Source organism: Pseudodesulfovibrio karagichevae (assembly GCF_041414475.1).
GTDB classification, from domain to species: Bacteria; Desulfobacterota; Desulfovibrionia; order Desulfovibrionales; family Desulfovibrionaceae; genus Pseudodesulfovibrio; species Pseudodesulfovibrio karagichevae.
In genome coordinates this window covers 60,811-80,623 of sequence record NZ_JBGLYH010000013.1, presented here as the reverse complement: position 1 = coordinate 80,623, position 19,813 = coordinate 60,811, and the positions used below count along the sequence as shown (strand labels likewise).

Below are 19,813 nucleotides of genomic sequence, written 5' to 3'. Positions count from 1 at the left end.
GAGGAAAGCCCTTTTCAAAGGGGTTCCCTCTCCCCTTCCCCCGGCCGCCGGAGGCATCCCTACCTCTTGAATAAAAGTTCGGCGAGGATGCCGCTGTGGCTGGTGCGGTGGAGTTTGGCGACGCCGAGGAGTTGGATATGGAAGGACGTGCCGGGGTGTTCGCGGGATTCGAGGTAGCGCGAGAGGGGCTGGGCGTGTTCTGGATGCTGGAGCTGCACGCGGCAGGACAGGGTGTCGGCCCTGCGGAGGAACTGGACGCGGGTGAGCCCCATGCGCACGTGGTCGAATTCGACGAGGGTTTCGGTGAGCTGGGAGTCGTCTTGTGCGCGGCGGACGACGGTGGCCTGGCGTAGGCCGGTAGGGGCGAGCCAGGGCTGGTAGACGAGCGCCCCTTTGTCCGCCTCCTGGAGCGCCAGGGACAGGGGCCGAGCGCAGTTGGCCGCGTCCTGGTAGGCGGCGTGGAGCTCTGGGGTCGCGGCCAGCAGGGTGAGGAAACCGGGCAAGGGCAGGGGGCGTCCGAAGAGGCCGGCCTGCCTGAGCGCCGGGCGGAACCGGTTTTCGAACAGGGTGCGGGCCGAGTCGAAATCGCTGACCCGGCCGAGAGTGTTGGCGGCATTGCCGTGCTCGCCGCTCGTCAGTTCCTTGAGGATGATGTTGGGGACGAGCTGCCGGATGAGGAAGAGAAGTCGGCTGCCCTCGGGATGGGCGGATTCGAGCTGGGCCAGGAGCCGTTCGCCGTCGATGTCCACCCAGGCCATGGAGTTCGGGAGGTTCTTGACCAGCAGGCCCCGGACCTTCTGACCGGGCCGGTGTCGGTTGCGGAACCGATCGGACCGGCTGCCGCCCCCGCTGTAGGAGCCGCCCGTGCCTGAACCCAAGATGCGCACCGCAGGCCCCTAGGACTGGTCGATGATCAGCTCGACTTCATCCAGCCCGAGGCCGGTGGACTTGGCGAGCTGCATCGGGGTTTTGCCGGAGCGGTGTCCTTGGATGATTATTTCACGCATGAATTGCGGGGACTTGGCGTATTCGTTGGCGAGCTTGACCAGTTTCCGGAGCTCGGTGGCCTTGTTCTCCAGTTGGGTGTTCAGGGCGACCAGTTCCTGCTGGCGCTGCTCGAAGGTGGCCACCAGTTCGTTTTCCAGCTGGGTGTTGAATTGCAGGCGCTTGATGAACTCCTCCTGCTTTGCGTGCAGGCCGGAGAGCAGGGTTTCGGATCTGCGCAGGCGCAGGAAGAAGAGGATGACGACGCCGAGCAGCACGACCTCGCTGATGGTGAAAAGCATGATGAGCAGATTGGACATGATGCGGCTTGCCCCTTCGGGGGTCAGATCTTGACGTTGACGATGTTGCCGGACCAGGGGGAACCGTCCGAGGCGCCGGTATCGGGAGCATCCTCTTCCTGTTCGCGGTTCTTGTGCTCCGGGGCGGCTTCCTGCCGCTGGTGGTTGTGCCCGTCGCGGTCCACGGGGTCGGTGGCGGTCTTTTTCTGGACCTGCTGGACCTTGCCTTCGCGCTGGCGGAGCTGTTCCTGGATCAGCGGGCCGAAAAGCATCTGGTTGATCTCGGGCGTGGCTTTTTCCGCATGCGCTATCTTCTGCACGAAGGGCAGCTGGGAAATGAGTATGGGCAGGTCCAAAGGCGTGGTGCTCATGGATCACCTCACAAGGTATTGCTCGAACATCAACGTATCGAACTGGCCGAACCCCATGTATTGGTTGACGATGACCAGCAGTTCCCTCTTCAGCTTCTCGCTGTTCTCCTTATCGGACAAAAACTGCAGATCCTTATTCTTGAGATAGTAGTACAGGGCGTTGCGCACGGCAAACGTCTCCTGCTTGAACTGCCGGGCCAGCCCATCGTCCTCGGTGGACAGGAGGATGCTGACCTCCAGGAAGCGGATCTTGCCCGATTCGTCCTTCTGTTCGATGAGGAACGGGTCGAGCTTGACGATGATCTCGGGCGTCTTCGGAGGCTCGGGTGTCGCTTCCGGGGTTTGCGTTTCCTCGACGGGCGGCGGGGGCGGCGGAGGGGGCGCTTCGGGTTTTCGCAGCAACAGGATGACGATGATGACCAGCAGGACCAGGATGACGCCCAGGCCAATGAGCACGAACTTGTTCTTGAGCAGGGCGCTCAGGCCCAGCCTGGTCTTGCCGTCGTCCTCTTTCAGAAACGGCGTCTCGACCTGGACTTCCTCGATCTCCTCGTCCTCATCCTCGTCTTCGAGGAACGGGGCGTCGTCGAGGTCGAGGTCGACCTTCTGCGTGGCCCTGCTCGCGGCGGCGTCGTCCAACTCCGCTTTCCGCTCGGCGGGAGCGTCGGTTACATCATCGGCATCATCCGGAACGAGCAGGACCATGGCATACGCCTAACCGGCAACGGTGGTTTAGGCGAAGATTTTGTCGATCTTCTGGCCCAGGGTTTCGGGGGTGAACGGCTTGACGATGTAGTTGGACACCTTGGCCTGCACGGCCTCGATGATGTTTTCCTGCTGGGCCTCGGCGGTGACCATCAGGAAGGGGATGTCCGCGTACTCCTCGCTGGCGCGCACCTTGCGGAGCAGCTCGATGCCGGACATGGTGGGCATGTTCCAGTCGGAGACGATGAAATCGATGTTGTCCTTGTTGAGCACTTCCCACGCGGTGGAACCGTCATCGGCCTCGACGATGTTGTTGAATCCCAGCTGCCGCAGGATATTCTTGATGATCTTACGCATGGTGGAGAAGTCGTCTACAACCAGGACGCGCATGTTGGTATCGTAACCCATCGAAAGTCTCCTTTACATGAGTGCTACTCGTTTTCGTAACGAGCTCTGAACGTTTTTCTTAATTTATTCAATGCTTGGGAGTGGAGTTGCGAGACACGTCCCTCGGTTATGTCCATAACCTCAGCCGTCTCCTTCATGTTCAGCTCCTCCCCGTAATATAGAGATATGACCAATTTTTCCCGTGGCGTCAATTCTTCAATGAGATTGGCTACTTTGTCAACAATCTCCTGAAAGGCGGCCGACTGGAAAGGTTCGTTGTCGGCCATCTTCTTCTGTCCGATGAGATTCTCCTGAAAGGAGTCGAGGCTGAGACAGACCTGGTTGTTCAGGGCCTCCAGCCCCTGCTGGACTTCCCTGTCCGACATGCCCGTATGTTCACAGAGCTGCTCCGTGGTGGCCGGGGAGCCGGTTTCGTGCTCTATCTGGCGCATGGAATCCTCGAGCACCTTGACCTTTTGCCGAAGCCCCCGGGAGAACCAGTCCATGCGCCGCAGCTCGTCGAGCATGGCCCCCTTGATGCGGTTCTCCGAGTAGGTGTCGAATTTGATCCCCAACTCCGGGTTGAACTTCCCCAGGGCGTCCAGAAGGCCGAGACTGCCCGCGCTGATGAGCTCGTTGAGCTCAACGCTCTGGGGCAGCTTCGCCTTGAGCCGCAGTGCCAGAATCCGGATTTTGGGCGCGTAGTATCGAACGATGTTTTCCCGGTCCCTCGGCGAAAAATCGTCCCAACGCTTGACGCCCTGCTCCAGCTCAAGCCACGGATCGTTCCTGGAAGAGGAGTTTCTTCCAGAAGAATTTAATATTGCCATCGGTGTTGGGGGTTACCTGCCAGTTTTTGACCTTCTGGGCCGTCTGCCGGACAGCCACGCTGGCCGGGGTCTTGGGAAATTTGTGGCAGAACGGGGTCTGCGCGATGACCGCGTTGCGCACGTTCTGGTCATAGGGCACGAAGCCGACCAGGTCGAGCGATATGCCGTCGAGGAAATGGTCGCAGGCGTTCAGGAGCTTGAGATAGACCTCGCGGGCCATGTTCACGTCCTTGACCATGTTCACCAGCACGCGGAACTTCTCCACCCCGTGGTGCAGCTTGAGGACCTTGATCAGCGCGTAGGCGTCGGTCAGGGAGGTCGGCTCAGGGGTGATGATCAGCAGCCTCTCCTGCACGGCCAGGTTGAAGTAGAGGACATTGTCGTTGATGCCCGCGCCCGTGTCGACGATGAGGTAGTCCACGCTGTCCTCCAGGGAGTCCATGGCGTCCAGGAGGTCGAGCTTCTGGCCCTTGTCCAGGTTGACCATGTCGCTGACGCCCGACGAGGCCGGGAGGATACGGAAGCCGTAGGGGGTATCGAAGAGGATATGGTCCAGGGTCATGTCTTCGTGGAACAGGTGGAAGAGATTGTGCTCGGGCGCCAGCCCGAGGATGACGTCCACGTTGGCCAGGCCCAGGTCTGCGTCCAGAAGGACCACCTTCTTGCCCGCGGCGCTCAGGGAGTAGGCCAGGTTGACCGACATGTTGGTCTTGCCGACGCCTCCCTTGCCGGAGGTGACGGAGAGAACCAGGGGAAGATTCGAACTCATAACGTGTGCCGCGCTCCTTAAGGTTGCGTGTTGCCGTCGGGCAGCCTGCGCATGAACATCAATCGCCAGATCATTTCTTCCGAGGCCGGGCTGATGCTGTTTTTCAGGTCGGGTCCGTAGGAAAGTGCGGACACCGGCAGCCCCCCGGCGTACGCCATGTTCAATATTGCCCCGAATGTACAGGCTTCATCGAGTTTCGTCCAGATAACGCTGGCTAGTTGTTCACTTTTGTATTTGTCCATGAACCGCTCGAACTGGCCCTTGCTGTAATAGGGGTTCATGACCAGGTGGATGGACAGATCCGGGCACTCGTCCAGGCCGTAGAGGCGCGACCATTCCTCGAGGGTGGTCCGGCCAGACAGCCCCGGCAGGTCGATGAGGATCATGTCGAACTGCCGTGCCTCGCTCCGGAGCAGGGCGAAGTCCTCTTTGGTGATAATTTCGCGGAAGGCCAGCCCGCTCAGTTCTGCGTAATGCTTGAGAATCAGGCGGCCTTTGCCCCGGCCGCCGTCGGCCGTGGCCAGGCACAGCCGCATGCCGGGCTGCTCCTTCTTCATGCGCAGGGCCAGGCGCACCAGGCTCGAGGTCTTGCCGGCCCCGCCTGGCCCGGCAAAGGCGTGAAAGGTGTTGGTCCAGGTCCCGGCCCTGAACGGGGTGGCCTTGAGCAGCGGGTCCAGGGCGGTCATGACCGGGCAGTCCTCGGTTTCGCGCATGGTGCAGTACACGTGGGTCAGGACGCGTTCGTCCACTTCCTCGCGTTCCAGGTATTCCAGGGCCACGCGCTGCTTGGGCGAGAGACGGGCCGGGTCCATCTGCGGCTTCATCAGGGCCATGATCTGTCCCTTGATCTGGCTCCACTCGCGTTGCCAGCCCACCGAATCCTTCAGGGCGGCGTCGACCACGCCTTCCTTGGTGTCGTGGCGCGGGCGCTCGGGCAGGGGTGGCCTGGTATCCACCGCGGCCACTATCTCACAGCATTTGCAGCCGTTCTCCGTGACGGTCTTGTTGGACAGGATCACGGCCTCGTCGCCGAGCTCGGATTTGACCTTGGCGAATGCTGCCGTGGACGTGGCGGCCCGATAAGTCTTCATTCTCATAATCTGGTCCTAGAGTTGGACGGTTGCGACCGACTGAATTTTGACGTCCGCCGGGATCTCGGCCTGGGAGATGACCGGCAGGGTCGGGATGAACCGGGTCAGTAGCTGGGCCAGCTGCGACCGAAGCTGCGGTGTGACCAGCAGGATGGGCTGGCCGTCGGCCACCATGGCATCCTCGGTGGAGCGGTTGATGGCCTGGATGATCTGCTGGGCCACGCCCGGTTCCAGGGCCAGGTAGCCGCCCTGTTCCGCCGGGCGCATGGCGCCGTTCAGGATCTCGTCGATCTGCGGGTTCAGGGTGATGATGGGCAGCACCCCGTTGTCCCCGAGGTACGGCTTGACGATGGTCCGGCCCATGCGGGCGCGGACGTATTCCGTGAGCTGGTTCGGGTCCTGGGTGGCCGTGCCGTAGTCGGCCAGGGTCTCCACGATGGTCAGCAGGTCGCGGATGGACACGCTCTCCTGGACCAGCCCCTGGAGGACCTTCTGCACGCCGCCGATGCTGAGCACGCCGGGCACCAGGGATTCCACGGCCTTGGGGGCTCGCTTGGACAGGTTGTCGAGCAGTTCCTGGGTCTCCTGGCGGCCGAGGAATTCGTGCAGGTTCCGCCTGAACACCTCGGTCAGGTGGGTGGCGATGACCGTGGACGGGTCGACCACGGTATAGCCCGCCAGCATGGCCTCCTCCTTCTGGGCCTCGGGAATCCACACGGCCGGGAGGTTGAAGGCGGGCTCCACGGTCTCCACGCCTTCGATGCGATGCTTGGCGTCGCCGGGGTCCATGGCCAGGTAGTGGTCGATGAGCAGCTCGGCGCTGGCCACCGGGTTGCCCTTGATGAGCACGCGGTATTCGCCCGGCTTGAGCTGGAGGTTGTCGCGCAGGTGCAGGGACGGGACGACCACGCCCATGTCCAGGGCGAACTGGCGGCGGATGGACCGGATGCGCGAGAGCAGGTTGCCGCTCTGTTCCTCGTCCACCAGCGGGATGAGTCCGTAGCCCACCTCCAGTTCCAGCTGGTCGAGCGGGAGCAGGGCCTGGACCTCCTCCGGGGTGTCCAGGGTGGCTGGCTGCTTCTGCTCCTTTTCCTCCTGTTCGACGGATAACTCGTGCTGCTGCTTGGACGACAGATGGCCCACGGTGAATACGATGACGGCCAGGGACAGGAACGGGATGGTTGGCATGCCCGGCACGATGCCGAAGATGACCAGGATGCCGGACACGAGTTTGAGCGCCCGATGGTGGAAGGAGAGCTGGCCGATGAATTCCTCGCCCATCCTGGCCTCGGCGGCCGCGCGGGAAACGATGATGCCCGCCGAGGTGGAGATGATCAGCGAGGGGATGGTGGCCACCAAGCCGTCGCCGATGGTCAGCAGGGTGTAGGTCTGGGCCGCGTCCATCCACGGCATGTCCTTCTGGAGCACGCCGATGAGGAAGCCGCCGATGATGTTGATGGCCGTGATCATCAGGCCCGCCTTGACGTCTCCGGATACGAACTTGCCCGCACCGTCCATGGCGCCGTAGAAGTCGGCCTCGCGGCGCAGGTTCTCGCGCTGTTTGGTGGCCTGCTCCTCGTCGATGAGTCCGGCGTTGAGGTCCGCCTCGATGGCCATCTGCTTGCCGGGCATGGCGTCCAGGGTGAAGCGGGCGGCGACCTCTGCGATACGCGTGGTACCGGTGACGATGACGGTCTTGTTCAGGATGAACAGGATCATGAAGATGACGATGCCGATGACGTAGTTGCCCCCGACCACGAATTCTCCGAAACTCTGGATGACCGAGCCCGCAGCCGAGGTGCCCTCGTCGCCGTGCAGCAGGATGGCGCGGGTGGTGGCCACGTTCAGGGCCAGGCGGAGCAGGGTGGTGACCAGCAGGAGCGACGGGAAGATGGAGAATTCGAGCGGCGAGGTCAAGAACATGGACGTGACCAGGATGACCAGCCCCAGCGAGATGGAGACCGAGAGCATGAAGTCGATGAACGGGGTAGGCAGGGGAATGAGCATCACGAAGAGGATGACCACCACGCCGCCCGCAAGGAGGATGTCGCCCTGTTTGGCGAAGTTGGAATAGTTTACTTTCGGGAGTACGGTCTTGGCGGAACTCTGGGCCATGTTTTTGACACCTCTCGGACAGTTGCTCTGTGGATTCCGGGGAGGGTGTCAGACTGTGCAACTACCTGCGGCGCTTGAATTTCTCCAGCTTTGCCAGGATTGCGGCCACGGCCTGAAACAGTTCCTCCGGGATGGTTTCACCGATCTCCACCTGCTTATACAAAGCCTGTGCCAAGGGTTTGTTTTCCTCGATGGGGATGGAATTTTCCCGTGCAACTTCCTTGATTCGTTCGGCAACCTTGTTCACACCCTTGGCCAGTACCAGGGGGGCGGGGGCCTTGATCGGATCGTACTGGAGGGCCACGGCGTAGTGGGTCGGGTTGGTGATGACCACGTCCGCCTTGGGGATGTCCTGGAACATTCGGGAGGCCATGACCTCCATCATCTTCTGGCGCTGTTGCTGCTTGATCTTGGGATCGCCCTCGGCCTGCTTGCGCTCGTCCTTGATCTCGTCCTTGGTCATCTTGATCTGCTCTTCGTAGTTCCAGCGCTCGTAGAAGAGGTCGGCCAGGGCGATGATGAACATGGGGATCAGCGCGTAGCAGACCATCTTGTAGCCCACGGTCAGGATGAAGGCGAGGATGCCCTGGACGTTGGCGTGGAAGAGGGGAAGCAGATTGGGCAGTTCCTGCCTGATGACGATGTACGGAGCGATGGCCACGGCCATGGCCTGGAGCAGGCTCTTGCCCAGCTTGAGCAGGGCGTCCGGGCTGAGCATGAGCTTTTTGATGCCGCTCATGATGTTGAAGAGCTTGCCGAACTTCGGCTTCAGCGGCTTGGTGGTCCACAGAGGGCCGATCTGCAAGCGCATGGTGATGAAGGCCACGAAGGCGATGACCAGCATGAACGGCACCACCAGCAGCGCCATCTTCTGGACGCCCCAGGTGAACAAGGCGTAGGCCATGGGCTTGTCCACCTGGAAGTTGATGGCCTCCAGGAAAGTCCAGCGGTAGATCTCGGTGAACTGGTCGTTGTAGAAGCCGATCATGAAGCGCAGGACCAGGACCCCGGACAGCAGGCTCATGACCTTGGGGATTTCCTGCCCCTTGGCGACGTTGCCTTCCGTGCGTTGCTTGTCGCGCCGTTTCTTGGTAGCTCTTTCGGTTTTACTCGGATCTTCCTGGCCGATCATGGCGACTCCTACGGTATGACGGAAGTTCCGAACTTCATGACGTTTTCATACATGTTGTTCAGACCGGACAGGAAGTCGCCCACGTACAGGGCCATGATGGAGAAGATGAAGCCGAGGAAGAAGAAGCCCACGGTGATCTTGATGGGGAATCCGAGGATGAGCACGTGCATCTGGGGCGCGGCGCGGGAGATGAGCGCCAGGGAGAGATCCACCAGGAACAGGGCGGCCATGACCGGGGCTGCTATTTTGATGGCCAGGGTGAACATCAGGTTGGAGAAATGGAAGATGTCGTTGGCCAGCTCGGGCTGGAGCAGCAGGGTGCCCGGCGGGATGTACTGGAAGGTCATGCCCACGGCCTTGAGCAGGTAGAGGTGGCCGTTGAGGACCAGGAAGGTCAGCATGGTGCACATGTACAGGAAGTGGGCCGAGACCGCGTTGCTGGTGCCGGTGATGGGGTCCACCACGTTGACCATGGCGAAACCCATCTGGAAACCGATGATCTGGCCGCCCAGCTGGACCGCCGCGAACAGAAAATTGACGAGCATGCCGAGGATCAGGCCGAGCAGCAGTTCGCCGATGAACATGATGACGATGTTCCAGCCCGTGGGCATCAGCGAGGCCGGGAAGGAGAGCTGCGGCCACAGGGCCATGGACAGGACCAGGACCAGGGCGCCCTTGACTATCCTGGGGATGGATTGTCCTCCGAAAAAGGGCAGCAGGAAGAGCACCACGCTGATGCGGAACAGCGTCAGAAAATAGCTGAGCATGTCGCTCGGGTTGAATCCGAAAATCTCCATTACCAGCTCACTGCAAAACCCGAACCAATCGGGCCGTCATCCGGGGCGGGCCGCAAAAGACAGGCCCTTCTGGAACGTCGCATTCCAAAAGGGCCTGGAGCATTCACGATTCGGGGCCGGGTTAGTTGAGGATGTACCGCTTGGGGTTCACCGGCACGCCGTTAAGGCGGACCTCGTAGTGGAGGTGGGGACCGGTGGAGCGGCCCGTGTTGCCGACGTAGCCGATGAGCTCACCGCGGGTGACCTCCTGACCGCTCTTGATGGCGATGCGGTTGAGGTGCGCGAACCGGGTGGACAGGCTGGCGTTGTGCTTCAGCCGGATGGACAGGCCGTAGGAGCTGTCGCGTCCGGCATAGGTCACGGTGCCTCTGGCAGGAGCGTATACCGGGGTGCCCCTGGGGGCGGAAATGTCGAGACCCTTGTGGAACTCGCGCTTGCCGGTGAAGGGCGAGGTGCGCCAGGCGAAGCCGGAGGTCACCCAGCCGGACGTGGGCCAGATGGACGGGGTGGCTTCGAGGATGTTCTGGTTGGAGCGCAGGGTGTGCATGATCTCCTGCTGGCGGACCTCTTCGAGGCGCGCCTCCACGTTCAGCTGGCGCAGGAACTCATGCATCTTGCGGGCGAGCAGCTCCTGGCGGTAGAGGGGCAGGTACCCCTTGGAAAAATTCTCGTTGGCGGGGCCGCCCTTGGGGGCGGTGGCCTGGCTGCCGTCCTGATCCAGGTTGATCATGACGCGCAGCTTGGAGTCGAAGTCGCGGATGCGGTTCAGGTTGCCCTGCAGGGAGGTGATTTTCTGGGAAAGGCTCAAAAGCTGGGTCTTCTGTTCCTGGACGGTCTTCTCCGCGATGTTCAGGCCCTGTTCGATGCGGGAATGCTCGGCATACTTTTTCCAAAGGATGACGTTGCCCGCCGCCATGGACACGGTCATGAGGAGCAAAAATACGATAAACCAGCCTTGGAGCTGGAATTTTTTACACGAACCCTGCTTGTCCTTGAAGACGACTATGTGGTATTTTCGGAAAAGCATTACCTTTCCAGGATGTTACAGGTTTGAAGAACAGCCTGATGCGAGCTTCGTGTACTTTTAGTCTAGACTTTTTTTCTTGTCAAGTCGACTTGTTGCCGGGTTATGGCGTTGAAGATGTTGTTTTTTATGCGTTTATCCTTCTTCCACATGGTCCGCAGCCATTCATGTATTTCATCCCTTTTGGTGTAACCGTTTGAAGGACAGACGTTTTCCCAGATGGGCAGCTCCCATTGGGAGGCGGCCTTGATGACCGTTTTTTTGTCCAGGAGCATGGTCGGCCGGATGACGTTGAGCTTGCCGCCGAAGAACGGCTCGTTGGCTGACAGCCCGTCGGCCCGGCCGTTCTGCACCACGTTCATGAAAAACGTGACCACGTTGTCGTCGGCGTTATGTCCGAAGGCGAGGTGGGTCAGGTTGTAGTCGCGGCACAGCTCGAACAACCGCTTGCGGCGCTGCATTGCGCACCAGAAGCACGGCGAGTTCTTGCGGTTCTCCTCGGTGTGGGCGCGCGGCCCGAAGTCGGTCAGCTCGACGTGCGCGGCCATGCCGTTGTCGGCGCACCAGCGGACCAGCGGTTCGTGGGAGGCCGGGTCGAAGCCGGGGTTGACGTGCAGTGCCATGAGCTCCACCGGGAAGGGCATGATCGCCTGCCGGATGGTCATGACCTTGAGCATGAGGAAGCTGTCCACGCCGCCCGAGATGGCCAGGCCGATGCGGGCCCCCCGGGAGACCATGTCGGTCCGCTGCATGAGCTTGCCGGTGGCGGTGACGCACTTTTTCTGCGCAAAGGTGAGTTTGCCCCATGAGGCCATCTGTCATTCTCCCGTTCTATTTGGTATGCAGGGCGGGTCAGGTCAGGCAGATAGAGTATTCCTGCTTGACTTGCAAGCCCCTTTGGGGCAGCTTTACAAGCTTTCGCGTCATGGTCGGAATCGCCCGTTCGCGGCCAAAACCAGGTTCCTCCGGAGGCTGCCTGTTTTGAGACGGATATTGTTCCTTGTCTTCATCCTGCTCGCGGCCGCCCTGGCAGGCGGCGCGTACTGGTACCGCACCAGCATGGAAGAGCAGGTCGCGGCGTCCCGCTGGCTGTCATATTCCCTGGACAAGGTCAAGTCCGTGAACATACAGGGGGAGGGGGAGGCCTACACCCTCGTCGCCGACGGCAGGAATTGGGAAACGCGAATTGCGGGCGAGCCCTCGACCGTTTCGGCCGGGGCCCTGGGCGACAGGGTCCGGGACTACCTGAACCGGCTGTCGGATCTGGTTCCGCTGCTTTCCTTCGAGGGGGATCGGTCGAACCTGCTCAAGCGGCACGGCTTGGTCGAGCCCGGGCTGAAACTCGTCGTCCAGTTCAGGGACGAGAGCATTCCGCCCCTGCACATCCGGTTCTCCCGGAACGAATCCGGCAAGACCAGCGGCTGGAATTCGGAGACGCCGGATCGGGCCTACGAGTTCGGAAACGAGGTCTTCGGGCAGTTCGCCCTGCCCGCCGCCCATTTCCTCGATACCAAGGTCTTTCATTTCGATGAGGAGCGGGTCTATCAGGTGCAGTTGGTCCAGCCGTTCGGTTCGAGCTGGCTGGTCAAGCGCGGGACGAACGGGTTCACCTTTGTCCTGCCCGGCTACCTCAAGGACAAGGGGGCGTCCGGTTCCGAGCTCAAGCTCTACCTGCATGCCCTGGCCCTGCTGCGGGCGGGCAAACTGATTCTGCAGCCCGCGGAGCCGGAAAGGGGCATGGCGGCCCTGACCATCAAGGTCTGGGCCGGGAAGGACAAGGAGCCGTCCATGGTGGAATTCTTCACCATCGAGGACGACCCCAAGCATTATTTCGGCCGCTCTTCCTGGCTCACGGTGCCGTTCCTGCTCGATGCGGAGAGCGTCAGCCAGCTGGTCAAGAGCTCCTTCGACGTCCAGGGCCGCAACGTGTTCACCCTGGATATCAGCCAGGTGGCCGTCATGGTCGTCGTCAACGGCGACCGGCGCTACGTGGTCCGCCGCGAGAACACAGGCTGGCGCGTGGAAGGCGGGGAAAAAAACATCCCGGGCATTGACATGGCGCTCTGGCGATTTACTGAGTTACAGTTTGAGGCGTTGCCCCTGAACAATCTGGCCGCCACGGCTGTAAAGCTCATGCACTGCCGCCTGCTGGATGGCGAAGGGAACGAACTGAAGGCGGTAACCTTCTATGCGGACCCGCAACTGCCGCCGGGACAGTGCTGGATGAAGAACGGAGACGGAATGTACTATCCTGTTTCCTCTCGGCTGCTCAAGGACCTGCAGGGCATGTTCCCCAGCGGGCCCGGAAAGACGGAATAACGACGCTTCAAATGAAGTTTCAAGGAGAATATCATGGCAAGGATCACCGTAGAAGATTGTCTGGCGAAAGTGAGTAACCGTTTTCTCATCACCCAGATGGCCATCAAGAGGGTCAAGCAGTACCGCGAAGGGTACGATCCCCTGGTCGACACCAAGAACAAGGAAGTGGTCAACGCCCTGCGCGAGATCGCTGCCGGCAAGGTGGTTCCCGACACCTCCGCCGACCTCCATCTGCATTCCGCCTCAACCGAGGACGCCTAGTAGACGACCATGTCCAAACGCGATTATTACGAGATCCTGGAGGTGGAGCGAACCGCCAGCCAGGATGAGATCAAGACGGCCTACCGTCGGCTGGCCTTCAAATATCATCCGGACCGCAACCAGGATGATCCCGATGCCGAGTCCAAGTTTAAGGAGGCCGCCGAGGCCTACGAGGTCCTGGGCAACCAAGAGAAGCGCCAGACCTACGACCGGTTCGGCCACGAGGGCGTGAACGGCAACGGCTTCTCCGGTTTCTCCAGCAACGAGGATATCTTCGGAGCCTTCAGCGACATCTTCGGCGAGGTCTTCGGCTTCTCCTCGGCCGGGCGGAGCAACCGCCCCCGGGCTGGTTCCGACCTGCGCTACAACCTGGAGATATCCTTCAGGGAGGCGGCCAAGGGCACCGAGGTGGGCATCAAGATTCCCGTGGAGACCGCCTGCGAAACCTGCAGCGGCAGCGGGGCGGCCCCGGGCTCCTCGCCCCAGACCTGCCCCCAGTGCGGCGGGTCCGGCACGGTGCAGCAGTCCCAGGGCTTTTTCCGAATTTCCGCCACCTGCCCCCAGTGCCGGGGCGCGGGCAAGCTGATCACCGACCCCTGCGACACCTGCATGGGGCGCGGCACGGTCATCAGGGACAAGGACCTCAACGTCCGCATCCCGGCGGGCGTGGACAACAACTCCCGCCTACGCCTGCGCGGCGAGGGCGAGGCCGGCGTCAACGGGGGGCCTCCGGGCGACCTCTACGTGGTCATCCGCGTGACTCCGGACGACACCTTCGAGCGCCAGGGCCAGAACCTGATCATCAGCCGGGAAATCTCCATGGTCGAGGCCGCGCTGGGCCACCGCCTGGAGGTGCCCACCCTGGATGAGCCGGTCAACCTGGATATCCCGAGCGGCACCCAGTCCGGCGAGGTCTTCCGGCTGCGCGGTCTGGGCCTGCCCCATCTCGGCTCCAGCCAGAACGGCGACCTGCTCGTGGAAATCCGCGTGAAGACGCCGTCCAAGCTGAACAGCCGCCAGGAGGAGCTCCTCAGGGAGTTCGCCGAGATCGAGGCCGGAAAACTCAAGAACCGGGCCAAGGGCTTCTTCAAGAAGGCCAAGGACAAGGTAATGGGAGAGTAGGTGATGGCAGACGGCTTTTCGCACATGGATCAGGACGGCAACGCCCGCATGGTGGACGTCTCCGCCAAACACGACACGAGCCGCACGGCCATAGTCCGGGGGCTGGTCCGCCTGTCCGCCGAGACCATGCGTCTGCTCAAGGCGGACGCGCTGCCCAAGGGCGACGTGCTGACCACGGCCAAGATCGCGGGCATCCAGGCCGCCAAGCGGACCAGCGACCTCATCCCCATGTGCCACCCCCTGCCCATCAGCTACATCGACGTGCGCTTCACCGTGCACGACGACGATTCGACCATTGAGCTGGAATGCGAGGTGCGCACCACCTACAAGACCGGCGTGGAGATGGAGGCCTTGATCGGCTGCCAGGTAGCGGCCGCGACCATCTACGACATGTGCAAGGCGGTCCAGAAGGACATCGTCATCGACGCCTGCCGCCTGGTCTTCAAGTCCGGCGGCAAGAGCGGAACCTTTTCCGCCGAGTAGACGGATTCAATGTATTGAAAAAGCCCCGCCGGAATATCCGGCGGGGCTTTTTTTTATGCTTTGCGTCGCTTGCGTCGTTACCAGACCATTCTTGTCTGAACGCCGTGCTCGGACATGTACTTCTTGAGTTCGGGGATGGTGTACTCGCCGTAGTGGACGATGGAGGCGATGAGCGCGGCCGTGGCCTTGCCCTCGGTCACGGCGTCGACCATGTGCTGGGGGTTGCCCGCGCCGCCGGAGGCGATGACCGGGATGGTCACGGCCTCGGCCACCAGCCGGGTCAGCTCCAGGTCGTAGCCGTTCTTGACGCCGTCCGCGTCGATGGAGTTCAGGCAGATCTCGCCCGCGCCGAGCGCCTCGCCGGTCTTGGCCCACTCGATGGCGTCCATGCCCATGTACTGGCGGCCGCCGTGGATGACGATCTCGAAGCCCGAGGGGATGTCCTCGCTCACGGGCACGCGCTTGACATCCATGCCGAGCACCACGCACTGGGAGCCGAACCGGGCCGCGCCTTCGCTGATGATGTCCGGGTTCTTGACCGCGCCGGAGTTGACCGAGACCTTTTCCGCGCCCGCCACGAGCACGTCGCGCATGTCGGCCACCGTGTTGATGCCTCCGCCCACGGAGAACGGGATGAATATCTGGGAGGCGACCTTCTCGACCACGTCCAGGAATATGCCGCGCGCCTCGTGGGAGGCGGTGATGTCGTAGAAGACGATTTCGTCCGCGCCTTCCTCGTAGTATTTTCTGGCGGATTCGACCGGATCGCCGATGTCCACGTTGCCCTCGAACTTGATGCCCTTGGTCAGACGGCCGTTGCGCACGTCGAGGCAGGGGATGACGCGCTTACTCAGCATCACTGGCCTCCTGGCAGAATTTGTAGAAGTTCGAGAGCATCTTCAGGCCGGGGCGTCCGCTCTTTTCCGGGTGGAACTGGACGGCCCACAGCCCTCTGCGGCCGTGCACCGAGCAGAAGTCGATGCCGTAGCGCGTGGTACCGATGATGAACTCCTCCTTGGGAGCGGGGTAGTAGCTGTGCACGAAGTAGAAGTCCGCGTCCGGGTCGATGCCCTCGAACAGCTCACACTCCTTGATCAGCTCCACCTGGTTCCAGCCCATGTGCGGCACGCGGATCTGGATGTCCTCGTAGTCCACCCAGGAAGGGTTGAACAGGCGGCATTCGCCCGGGATCACTTCCAGGGCCTTGGTGTCGTTTTCTTCGGAGTAGTCCAGGAGAATCTGGCAGCCCACACAGATGCCGAGCACCGGCTTCTTCTGGGCGATGAGTTTTTTGATGACCTCATCGAGGCCGCCGGATTCGAGCTCTTCCATGGCCTGACCGGCGGCGCCGACGCCGGGGAAGATGATTCCCTTGGCCTGGTCCAGTTTAGCGGGGTCGTTGGTAATCTCATTGGGGATGCCCAGGTGCTCCAGCGCCCTGTGGACACTGGTCTGGTTTCCCGCCTTGTAATCGAAAATGGCGAGCATGAGGTCCTCCACTTGAAACTCGGTATGCTACAGCGACTAGTAGAATTAGCGGGGGAAAACAAGGCTTTTATTTCTGCGGCAAAAATGTATGCCAGGATTGGCAAATGTTCGTCGAGTCAGGGGCTTGTGGAATGGGATTCCGGCGGCCGGAGGGCCTATTTCCCGAGGATGCGCAGGAGCAGGTCGCCCTTGAACGGACCGAGTTTGCGGCCCAGGCCCTTGAGTCGGATGGGGCGGCCGACCACGAAGTCTCTGGGCAGGGTGACCTCGATGGTCTTGGACCCCTTGGTGAAGGGTTGCTCCACGGTGATGCGGACCTTGCGTCCGGGCAGGAGGTGGGAGGCCGGGTAGTAGACGGTCTGCTCGAAGTCCATCTGGCCCTTGAACCATCCCTTGATGCCCTTGGAGAAGTCCAGGTTGATGGTCCGCTCGCCCCAGTGCAGTTGCAGGTTGCGCTTCTTGAGCTCCAGCGGGCCCTTGTATCCGGGCTGGTCCTTGCGGATCTGCGAGTAGATGTCTTCGAATACCTTCTTGGCGAAGGGGTCGTTGAGGATGGTCCGCAGGACCTCCTCTTCCTTGTAGTAGTATCGCTGGGTTTTGGCCCGGGTGGAGCGCTGCTTCTTCTCAGGGCGGGGCGGGGGCGCCTTGCGCTGCTGGCGGGCGTACGCCTTCGCTCCCTGTTCGCGGCTCGCCTGGGGGCCCTGCGGCTCGCCCTCGGAGGACGGGGACGCCGCCGGGCCGCTCGTCTCCATGAGCTTCTTGGCCGTGACGTAGGCCTCGTTGACCACGCGGAACTTCTCGGCGGCATGGGGGCCGGGGTTCAGGTCCGGGTGGTACTTGAAGGCCAGCTTGCGGAAGGCGGACTTGACCTCCTCCAGGTTCGCCCCGGGGGCGAGCTTGAGCTCTCTGAGGCTCTCCTGGAGATTCATGGGGCTGCGTCCTTTGTTTTATTCGTCGGAAATCAAGGCGTTGGGCGACGAGTCGGGATCATAGCGCAAAAGGTCGTGCTCACGCAAATAGGCGCGCCCCTGGCGGACGAATTCCGCGTGTCCGGCCTTGGGATTCACGCCGGGGCAGTACTCCTGGATCATCTCCCAACTGGTCTCGTCGATGAGATTGCCCCGGAAATAGGGCCAGGCGCGGCAGATGTCGGGGCGGCCGGGGTGCACGCCGCAGCCTTCCTTGAAGAAGATACAGAACTGGTCCTCGCCCACGTTGAGCTGGATCTTGCCGCCGCGCGTGTGGGCGTAGCGGGCGACCAGATCGTCCACGGTGATGTTCAGGAACGCGGCCAGGCGCTCGCGGTCCTTGGCGGTCATGACGATGCCGCCCTCGCCCTGGCAACAATGGCCGCACATGCGGCATTCGAAGGCTGACTCGGTCATCGGCCGATCCCCATGGCCTGCATCTCGACCTTGGTGCAGCGGTCCTCGACCACCGTGATCCCGCTGTCGGCCAGGATCTCGCGGGTCTCGGGGCTGGTGATGCCGGACTGCATCCAGAAGATTTTCGGCAGCGGGTCCATGGCCAGGACCTCGCGGGCGTGGTCCGGGCAGAACTGCGGGGCCCGGAACACGTCCACCAGGTCCACGGCCACCGGGATGTCGCCCAGGGCCGGGTAGGTGGTCAGGCCCCAGACGTCGGTGCGCTTGGGGTGGACCGGGATGACGGTGAAGCCCATGTCGATGAGGGCGCGGCCCACCATGTCCACGGGGCGGCCCGGCTTGTCCACGGCCCCGACCACGGCGATGGTCTTGACCTCGCGCAGCAGGGGCGCTAGCTCTTTCATGTCGATCAGCATTGCTCGATACCTCGTTGATTGAGAAGGCCGTTGTACAGCAAAGCCTTCCGATTGCCTAGTCGATTATCCCCAAGGAGCCCCCATGTTCGAAGCCATCGCCCGCGTCCCCCAAGAGGAACTCCAGCGCCGCCAGGATTCCGTCCGGCGCCATCTTCAGGCCATCGCCCCGGAGGCGGGCGGCATTCTCGTCTTTTCCCGGCTGAACATCTACTACCTGACCGGCACCTACGGCCAGGGCGTGCTCTGGCTGCCGATCGCGGGCGAGCCCGTGCTGCTCATCCGCAAGGGCGTCAACCGCGCCCGGCTGGAGGCGGGGGTGAAGCACATCCTGCCGTACAAGTCCTACTCCGAACTGCCGGGTCTGTGCGCGGAGGTCGGCAGCCCGTTCACCCCAACCCTGGCCGCGGTCATGGCCGGGCTCACCTGGCAGCTCGGGACCATGCTGGCGGCCAAGCTCAAGGACTACGCCATCGTGCCCGGCGACCACGCCGTGGCCCTGGCCAAGATGGTCAAGTCCGAGTTCGAGCTGGATATCCTGCGCCGCTGCGGCGGGAAGCACCATCGCTGCCTGCACGACCTCCTGCCGACCATGATCCACCCCGGCATGACCGAGCGCGAGATCGCCCATAAGGCGTGGGAGGTCTTCTTCAGCGAGGGTCACATGGGCATCCTGCGCATGCAGGCCCACGACGAGGAGGCCTTCCTCGGCCACGTGTCCGCCGGTGATTCCGGCAACTACCCCAGCGGGTTCAACGGACCGCTCGGGCTGCGCGGCGAGCACCCGGCCTCGGCGCTGATGGGCAACGTGCGCAAGGTCTGGAAGCTCGGCGAGCCGCTCATGCTCGACATCGGCTTCCAGATCGAGGGCTACCACACGGACAAGACCCAGGCCTATTTCGCCGGGCCGAAGTCGTCCATCCCCGACGACATTCGCCGCGCCCACGACTTCTGCATCGAAATGCAGGACTGGATGTGCGCCACGGCCAGGCCGGGCGTCACCCCGGAGGAGCTCTACCTGCACTGCCTGGACGAGGCCGGGCGGCGGGGCTACGCCGAGGGCTTCATGGGTCTGGACGAGAACCAGGTCCCGTTCGTGGGCCACGGCATCGGCCTGACCATCGACGAGTTCCCGCCCATCGCCAAAGGGTTCACCCAGCCGCTGGAGCAGGGCATGGTCCTCGCCCTGGAGCCCAAGCAGGGCATCCGGGGCGTGGCCATGGTCGGCGTGGAGAACACCTTCGAGATCACGGCCGACGGCTGCCGCTGCATCTCGGGCGACCAATACGACATGGTTCCCGTGGAGTAGCGGGCCGCCGAGATGGACGGATGCGGTTGGGTATAGTAGAGTATAGGAGTGTGGATTAGTCTCGGCAAAGACCGCAGCCGAGGAGGGAACCATGGCCTATTCTCAGATATTCACGATAAAGGAAGAGTATCTTCTGTGCATCACCGACGGTGACGTCTCCGACGGCGAGACGTTCATCGAATGGGGGTTGAAGCTCTTGGCCAAGGCCCGAGAAGCCCGACGGACGCGGGTGCTCGTGGACAATCGGACCTTCCTCCTGAAACTCTCGCCCCTGGACGTCATCACCTTCGCCAACTTCATGGAGGACAAGGGCGCGGCCAAGCTCGGCATGCGTCTGGCCGTCCTGTCCAACCCGCACAACCCGGAGACCAGCCGGTTGGTGGAAACCGCCCTGGTCAACCGCTCCGCTTCCTACAAAAGCTTCCGCAACCAGGAGGAGGCCAAGGAATGGCTCCTCCGCGAACCGCAGGCGACCGAATGAAAAAAGGCTCCCGAAAGGGAGCCTTTTCTTGTTGAATGGCAGCAGGGC

At 62.2% G+C, this 19,813-nt stretch carries 24 protein-coding genes; 6 read left to right on the top strand and 18 right to left on the bottom strand.

Annotation, left to right across the window (positions count from 1 at the left end; genetic code table 11):
• Positions 1-59 precede the first annotated feature (59 nt).
• From AB6M95_RS06860 to AB6M95_RS06800, 13 genes are all read right to left on the bottom strand, one after another.
• Positions 60-878: a hypothetical protein gene (locus AB6M95_RS06860; RefSeq protein WP_371385996.1), complete on the bottom strand. Its 819-nt coding sequence runs from the start codon at positions 876-878 to the stop codon at positions 60-62.
• Positions 879-896: 18 nt separating this feature from the next.
• The gene (locus AB6M95_RS06855; protein WP_371385995.1) at positions 897-1,304 is read right to left on the bottom strand and encodes a hypothetical protein; all 408 of its coding nucleotides are present in this window, start codon (positions 1,302-1,304) and stop codon (positions 897-899) included.
• A gap of 23 nt (positions 1,305-1,327) precedes the next feature.
• Entirely contained in the window at positions 1,328-1,654 is a 327-nt protein-coding gene (locus AB6M95_RS06850; protein WP_371385994.1) for a hypothetical protein, read from the bottom strand.
• Positions 1,655-1,657: 3 nt separating this feature from the next.
• Positions 1,658-2,359 carry a flagellar basal body-associated FliL family protein gene (locus AB6M95_RS06845; RefSeq protein WP_371385993.1) on the bottom strand — a complete coding sequence of 234 codons (702 nt, stop codon included), beginning with the start codon at positions 2,357-2,359 and terminating at the stop codon, positions 1,658-1,660.
• A gap of 27 nt (positions 2,360-2,386) precedes the next feature.
• The gene (locus AB6M95_RS06840) at positions 2,387-2,767 is read right to left on the bottom strand and encodes a chemotaxis response regulator CheY (RefSeq protein WP_319585035.1); all 381 of its coding nucleotides are present in this window, start codon (positions 2,765-2,767) and stop codon (positions 2,387-2,389) included.
• Positions 2,768-2,790: 23 nt separating this feature from the next.
• A complete protein-coding gene (locus tag AB6M95_RS06835) occupies positions 2,791-3,576 on the bottom strand; it encodes a FliA/WhiG family RNA polymerase sigma factor (RefSeq protein ID WP_371385992.1) in 786 nt (261 codons plus the stop codon).
• Positions 3,518-4,345, bottom strand: coding sequence for a MinD/ParA family protein (locus AB6M95_RS06830; protein WP_371385991.1), 828 nt, complete (start codon positions 4,343-4,345; stop codon positions 3,518-3,520). The genes AB6M95_RS06835 and AB6M95_RS06830 overlap by 59 nt, the downstream gene beginning before the upstream one ends.
• Before the next feature lie 17 nt (positions 4,346-4,362).
• Positions 4,363-5,442, bottom strand: a complete 1,080-nt coding sequence (locus tag AB6M95_RS06825; protein WP_371385990.1) for a flagellar biosynthesis protein FlhF — start codon at positions 5,440-5,442, stop codon at positions 4,363-4,365.
• A gap of 9 nt (positions 5,443-5,451) precedes the next feature.
• A complete protein-coding gene (gene flhA, locus AB6M95_RS06820) occupies positions 5,452-7,551 on the bottom strand; it encodes a flagellar biosynthesis protein FlhA (protein ID WP_371385989.1) in 2,100 nt (699 codons plus the stop codon).
• 61 nt (positions 7,552-7,612) lie between these two features.
• Positions 7,613-8,683 (bottom strand): flagellar biosynthesis protein FlhB, encoded by a 1,071-nt coding sequence (flhB, locus tag AB6M95_RS06815; RefSeq protein ID WP_371385988.1) that lies wholly within the window; start codon positions 8,681-8,683, stop codon positions 7,613-7,615.
• Between the two features lie 8 nt (positions 8,684-8,691).
• On the bottom strand, positions 8,692-9,480 hold the full coding sequence (gene fliR / locus AB6M95_RS06810; protein ID WP_371385987.1) for a flagellar biosynthetic protein FliR: 789 nt from the start codon (positions 9,478-9,480) through the stop codon (positions 8,692-8,694).
• 121 nt (positions 9,481-9,601) lie between these two features.
• Positions 9,602-10,507: a peptidoglycan DD-metalloendopeptidase family protein gene (locus tag AB6M95_RS06805; RefSeq protein ID WP_371385986.1), complete on the bottom strand. Its 906-nt coding sequence runs from the start codon at positions 10,505-10,507 to the stop codon at positions 9,602-9,604.
• Between the two features lie 62 nt (positions 10,508-10,569).
• Positions 10,570-11,319: a tRNA lysidine(34) synthetase gene (locus AB6M95_RS06800; protein WP_371385985.1), complete on the bottom strand. Its 750-nt coding sequence runs from the start codon at positions 11,317-11,319 to the stop codon at positions 10,570-10,572.
• A 166-nt stretch (positions 11,320-11,485) separates the two neighbouring features.
• On the opposite strand from AB6M95_RS06800, the gene AB6M95_RS06795 reads away from it, so the two are divergent.
• From AB6M95_RS06795 to moaC, 4 genes are read left to right on the top strand one after another with little or no spacing between them, the layout of a single operon-like run.
• Complete coding sequence (locus AB6M95_RS06795) at positions 11,486-12,823, top strand: hypothetical protein (protein WP_371385984.1); 1,338 nt, start codon at positions 11,486-11,488, stop codon at positions 12,821-12,823.
• Positions 12,824-12,856: 33 nt separating this feature from the next.
• Complete coding sequence (gene rpoZ, locus AB6M95_RS06790) at positions 12,857-13,084, top strand: DNA-directed RNA polymerase subunit omega (RefSeq protein ID WP_371385983.1); 228 nt, start codon at positions 12,857-12,859, stop codon at positions 13,082-13,084.
• Between the two features lie 9 nt (positions 13,085-13,093).
• Positions 13,094-14,206: a molecular chaperone DnaJ gene (gene dnaJ, locus AB6M95_RS06785; protein WP_371385982.1), complete on the top strand. Its 1,113-nt coding sequence runs from the start codon at positions 13,094-13,096 to the stop codon at positions 14,204-14,206.
• Between the two features lie 3 nt (positions 14,207-14,209).
• A complete protein-coding gene (moaC, locus tag AB6M95_RS06780; protein ID WP_371385981.1) occupies positions 14,210-14,689 on the top strand; it encodes a cyclic pyranopterin monophosphate synthase MoaC in 480 nt (159 codons plus the stop codon).
• A gap of 77 nt (positions 14,690-14,766) precedes the next feature.
• On the opposite strand, the gene hisF is transcribed toward moaC, so the two are convergent.
• The 5 genes from hisF to AB6M95_RS06755 all read right to left on the bottom strand — a co-directional run bounded on the left by hisF (position 14,767) and on the right by AB6M95_RS06755 (position 17,978).
• Positions 14,767-15,546, bottom strand: a complete 780-nt coding sequence (gene hisF / locus AB6M95_RS06775) for an imidazole glycerol phosphate synthase subunit HisF (protein WP_371385980.1) — start codon at positions 15,544-15,546, stop codon at positions 14,767-14,769.
• Entirely contained in the window at positions 15,536-16,177 is a 642-nt protein-coding gene (hisH, locus tag AB6M95_RS06770) for an imidazole glycerol phosphate synthase subunit HisH (protein WP_371385979.1), read from the bottom strand. The genes hisF and hisH overlap by 11 nt, the downstream gene beginning before the upstream one ends.
• A 155-nt stretch (positions 16,178-16,332) precedes the next feature.
• Positions 16,333-17,106, bottom strand: coding sequence for a J domain-containing protein (locus AB6M95_RS06765; RefSeq protein WP_371385978.1), 774 nt, complete (start codon positions 17,104-17,106; stop codon positions 16,333-16,335).
• Positions 17,107-17,124: 18 nt separating this feature from the next.
• Positions 17,125-17,562, bottom strand: coding sequence for a YkgJ family cysteine cluster protein (locus AB6M95_RS06760; RefSeq protein WP_371385977.1), 438 nt, complete (start codon positions 17,560-17,562; stop codon positions 17,125-17,127).
• Positions 17,559-17,978: a CoA-binding protein gene (locus AB6M95_RS06755; protein ID WP_371385976.1), complete on the bottom strand. Its 420-nt coding sequence runs from the start codon at positions 17,976-17,978 to the stop codon at positions 17,559-17,561. The genes AB6M95_RS06760 and AB6M95_RS06755 overlap by 4 nt, the downstream gene beginning before the upstream one ends.
• Before the next feature lie 82 nt (positions 17,979-18,060).
• Here AB6M95_RS06755 and AB6M95_RS06750 point away from each other — a divergent pair, with 82 nt between their 5' ends.
• Positions 18,061-19,284, top strand: coding sequence for a M24 family metallopeptidase (locus tag AB6M95_RS06750; protein WP_371385975.1), 1,224 nt, complete (start codon positions 18,061-18,063; stop codon positions 19,282-19,284).
• Positions 19,285-19,375: 91 nt separating this feature from the next.
• Positions 19,376-19,765 carry a hypothetical protein gene (locus tag AB6M95_RS06745; protein ID WP_371385974.1) on the top strand — a complete coding sequence of 130 codons (390 nt, stop codon included), beginning with the start codon at positions 19,376-19,378 and terminating at the stop codon, positions 19,763-19,765.
• The last annotated feature ends 48 nt before the right edge of the window (positions 19,766-19,813 follow it).

Excerpts from the sequence above, each read along its gene's own strand:
- AB6M95_RS06855 (WP_371385995.1), bottom strand. The coding sequence starts at position 1,304 with ATGTCCAATCTGCTCATCATGCTTTTCACCATCAGCGAGGTCGTGCTG.
- AB6M95_RS06850 (WP_371385994.1), bottom strand. The coding sequence starts at position 1,654 with ATGAGCACCACGCCTTTGGACCTGCCCATACTCATTTCCCAGCTGCCC.
- AB6M95_RS06845 (WP_371385993.1), bottom strand. The coding sequence starts at position 2,359 with ATGGTCCTGCTCGTTCCGGATGATGCCGATGATGTAACCGACGCTCCC.
- AB6M95_RS06840 (WP_319585035.1), bottom strand. The coding sequence starts at position 2,767 with ATGGGTTACGATACCAACATGCGCGTCCTGGTTGTAGACGACTTCTCC.
- AB6M95_RS06835 (WP_371385992.1), bottom strand. The coding sequence starts at position 3,576 with ATGGCAATATTAAATTCTTCTGGAAGAAACTCCTCTTCCAGGAACGAT.
- AB6M95_RS06830 (WP_371385991.1), bottom strand. The coding sequence starts at position 4,345 with ATGAGTTCGAATCTTCCCCTGGTTCTCTCCGTCACCTCCGGCAAGGGA.
- AB6M95_RS06825 (WP_371385990.1), bottom strand. The coding sequence starts at position 5,442 with ATGAGAATGAAGACTTATCGGGCCGCCACGTCCACGGCAGCATTCGCC.
- flhA (WP_371385989.1), bottom strand. The coding sequence starts at position 7,551 with ATGGCCCAGAGTTCCGCCAAGACCGTACTCCCGAAAGTAAACTATTCC.
- flhB (WP_371385988.1), bottom strand. The coding sequence starts at position 8,683 with ATGATCGGCCAGGAAGATCCGAGTAAAACCGAAAGAGCTACCAAGAAA.
- fliR (WP_371385987.1), bottom strand. The coding sequence starts at position 9,480 with ATGGAGATTTTCGGATTCAACCCGAGCGACATGCTCAGCTATTTTCTG.
- AB6M95_RS06805 (WP_371385986.1), bottom strand. The coding sequence starts at position 10,507 with ATGCTTTTCCGAAAATACCACATAGTCGTCTTCAAGGACAAGCAGGGT.
- AB6M95_RS06800 (WP_371385985.1), bottom strand. The coding sequence starts at position 11,319 with ATGGCCTCATGGGGCAAACTCACCTTTGCGCAGAAAAAGTGCGTCACC.
- rpoZ (WP_371385983.1), top strand. The coding sequence starts at position 12,857 with ATGGCAAGGATCACCGTAGAAGATTGTCTGGCGAAAGTGAGTAACCGT.
- dnaJ (WP_371385982.1), top strand. The coding sequence starts at position 13,094 with ATGTCCAAACGCGATTATTACGAGATCCTGGAGGTGGAGCGAACCGCC.
- moaC (WP_371385981.1), top strand. The coding sequence starts at position 14,210 with ATGGCAGACGGCTTTTCGCACATGGATCAGGACGGCAACGCCCGCATG.
- hisF (WP_371385980.1), bottom strand. The coding sequence starts at position 15,546 with ATGCTGAGTAAGCGCGTCATCCCCTGCCTCGACGTGCGCAACGGCCGT.
- hisH (WP_371385979.1), bottom strand. The coding sequence starts at position 16,177 with ATGCTCGCCATTTTCGATTACAAGGCGGGAAACCAGACCAGTGTCCAC.
- AB6M95_RS06765 (WP_371385978.1), bottom strand. The coding sequence starts at position 17,106 with ATGAATCTCCAGGAGAGCCTCAGAGAGCTCAAGCTCGCCCCCGGGGCG.
- AB6M95_RS06760 (WP_371385977.1), bottom strand. The coding sequence starts at position 17,562 with ATGACCGAGTCAGCCTTCGAATGCCGCATGTGCGGCCATTGTTGCCAG.
- AB6M95_RS06755 (WP_371385976.1), bottom strand. The coding sequence starts at position 17,978 with ATGCTGATCGACATGAAAGAGCTAGCGCCCCTGCTGCGCGAGGTCAAG.
- AB6M95_RS06750 (WP_371385975.1), top strand. The coding sequence starts at position 18,061 with ATGTTCGAAGCCATCGCCCGCGTCCCCCAAGAGGAACTCCAGCGCCGC.
- AB6M95_RS06745 (WP_371385974.1), top strand. The coding sequence starts at position 19,376 with ATGGCCTATTCTCAGATATTCACGATAAAGGAAGAGTATCTTCTGTGC.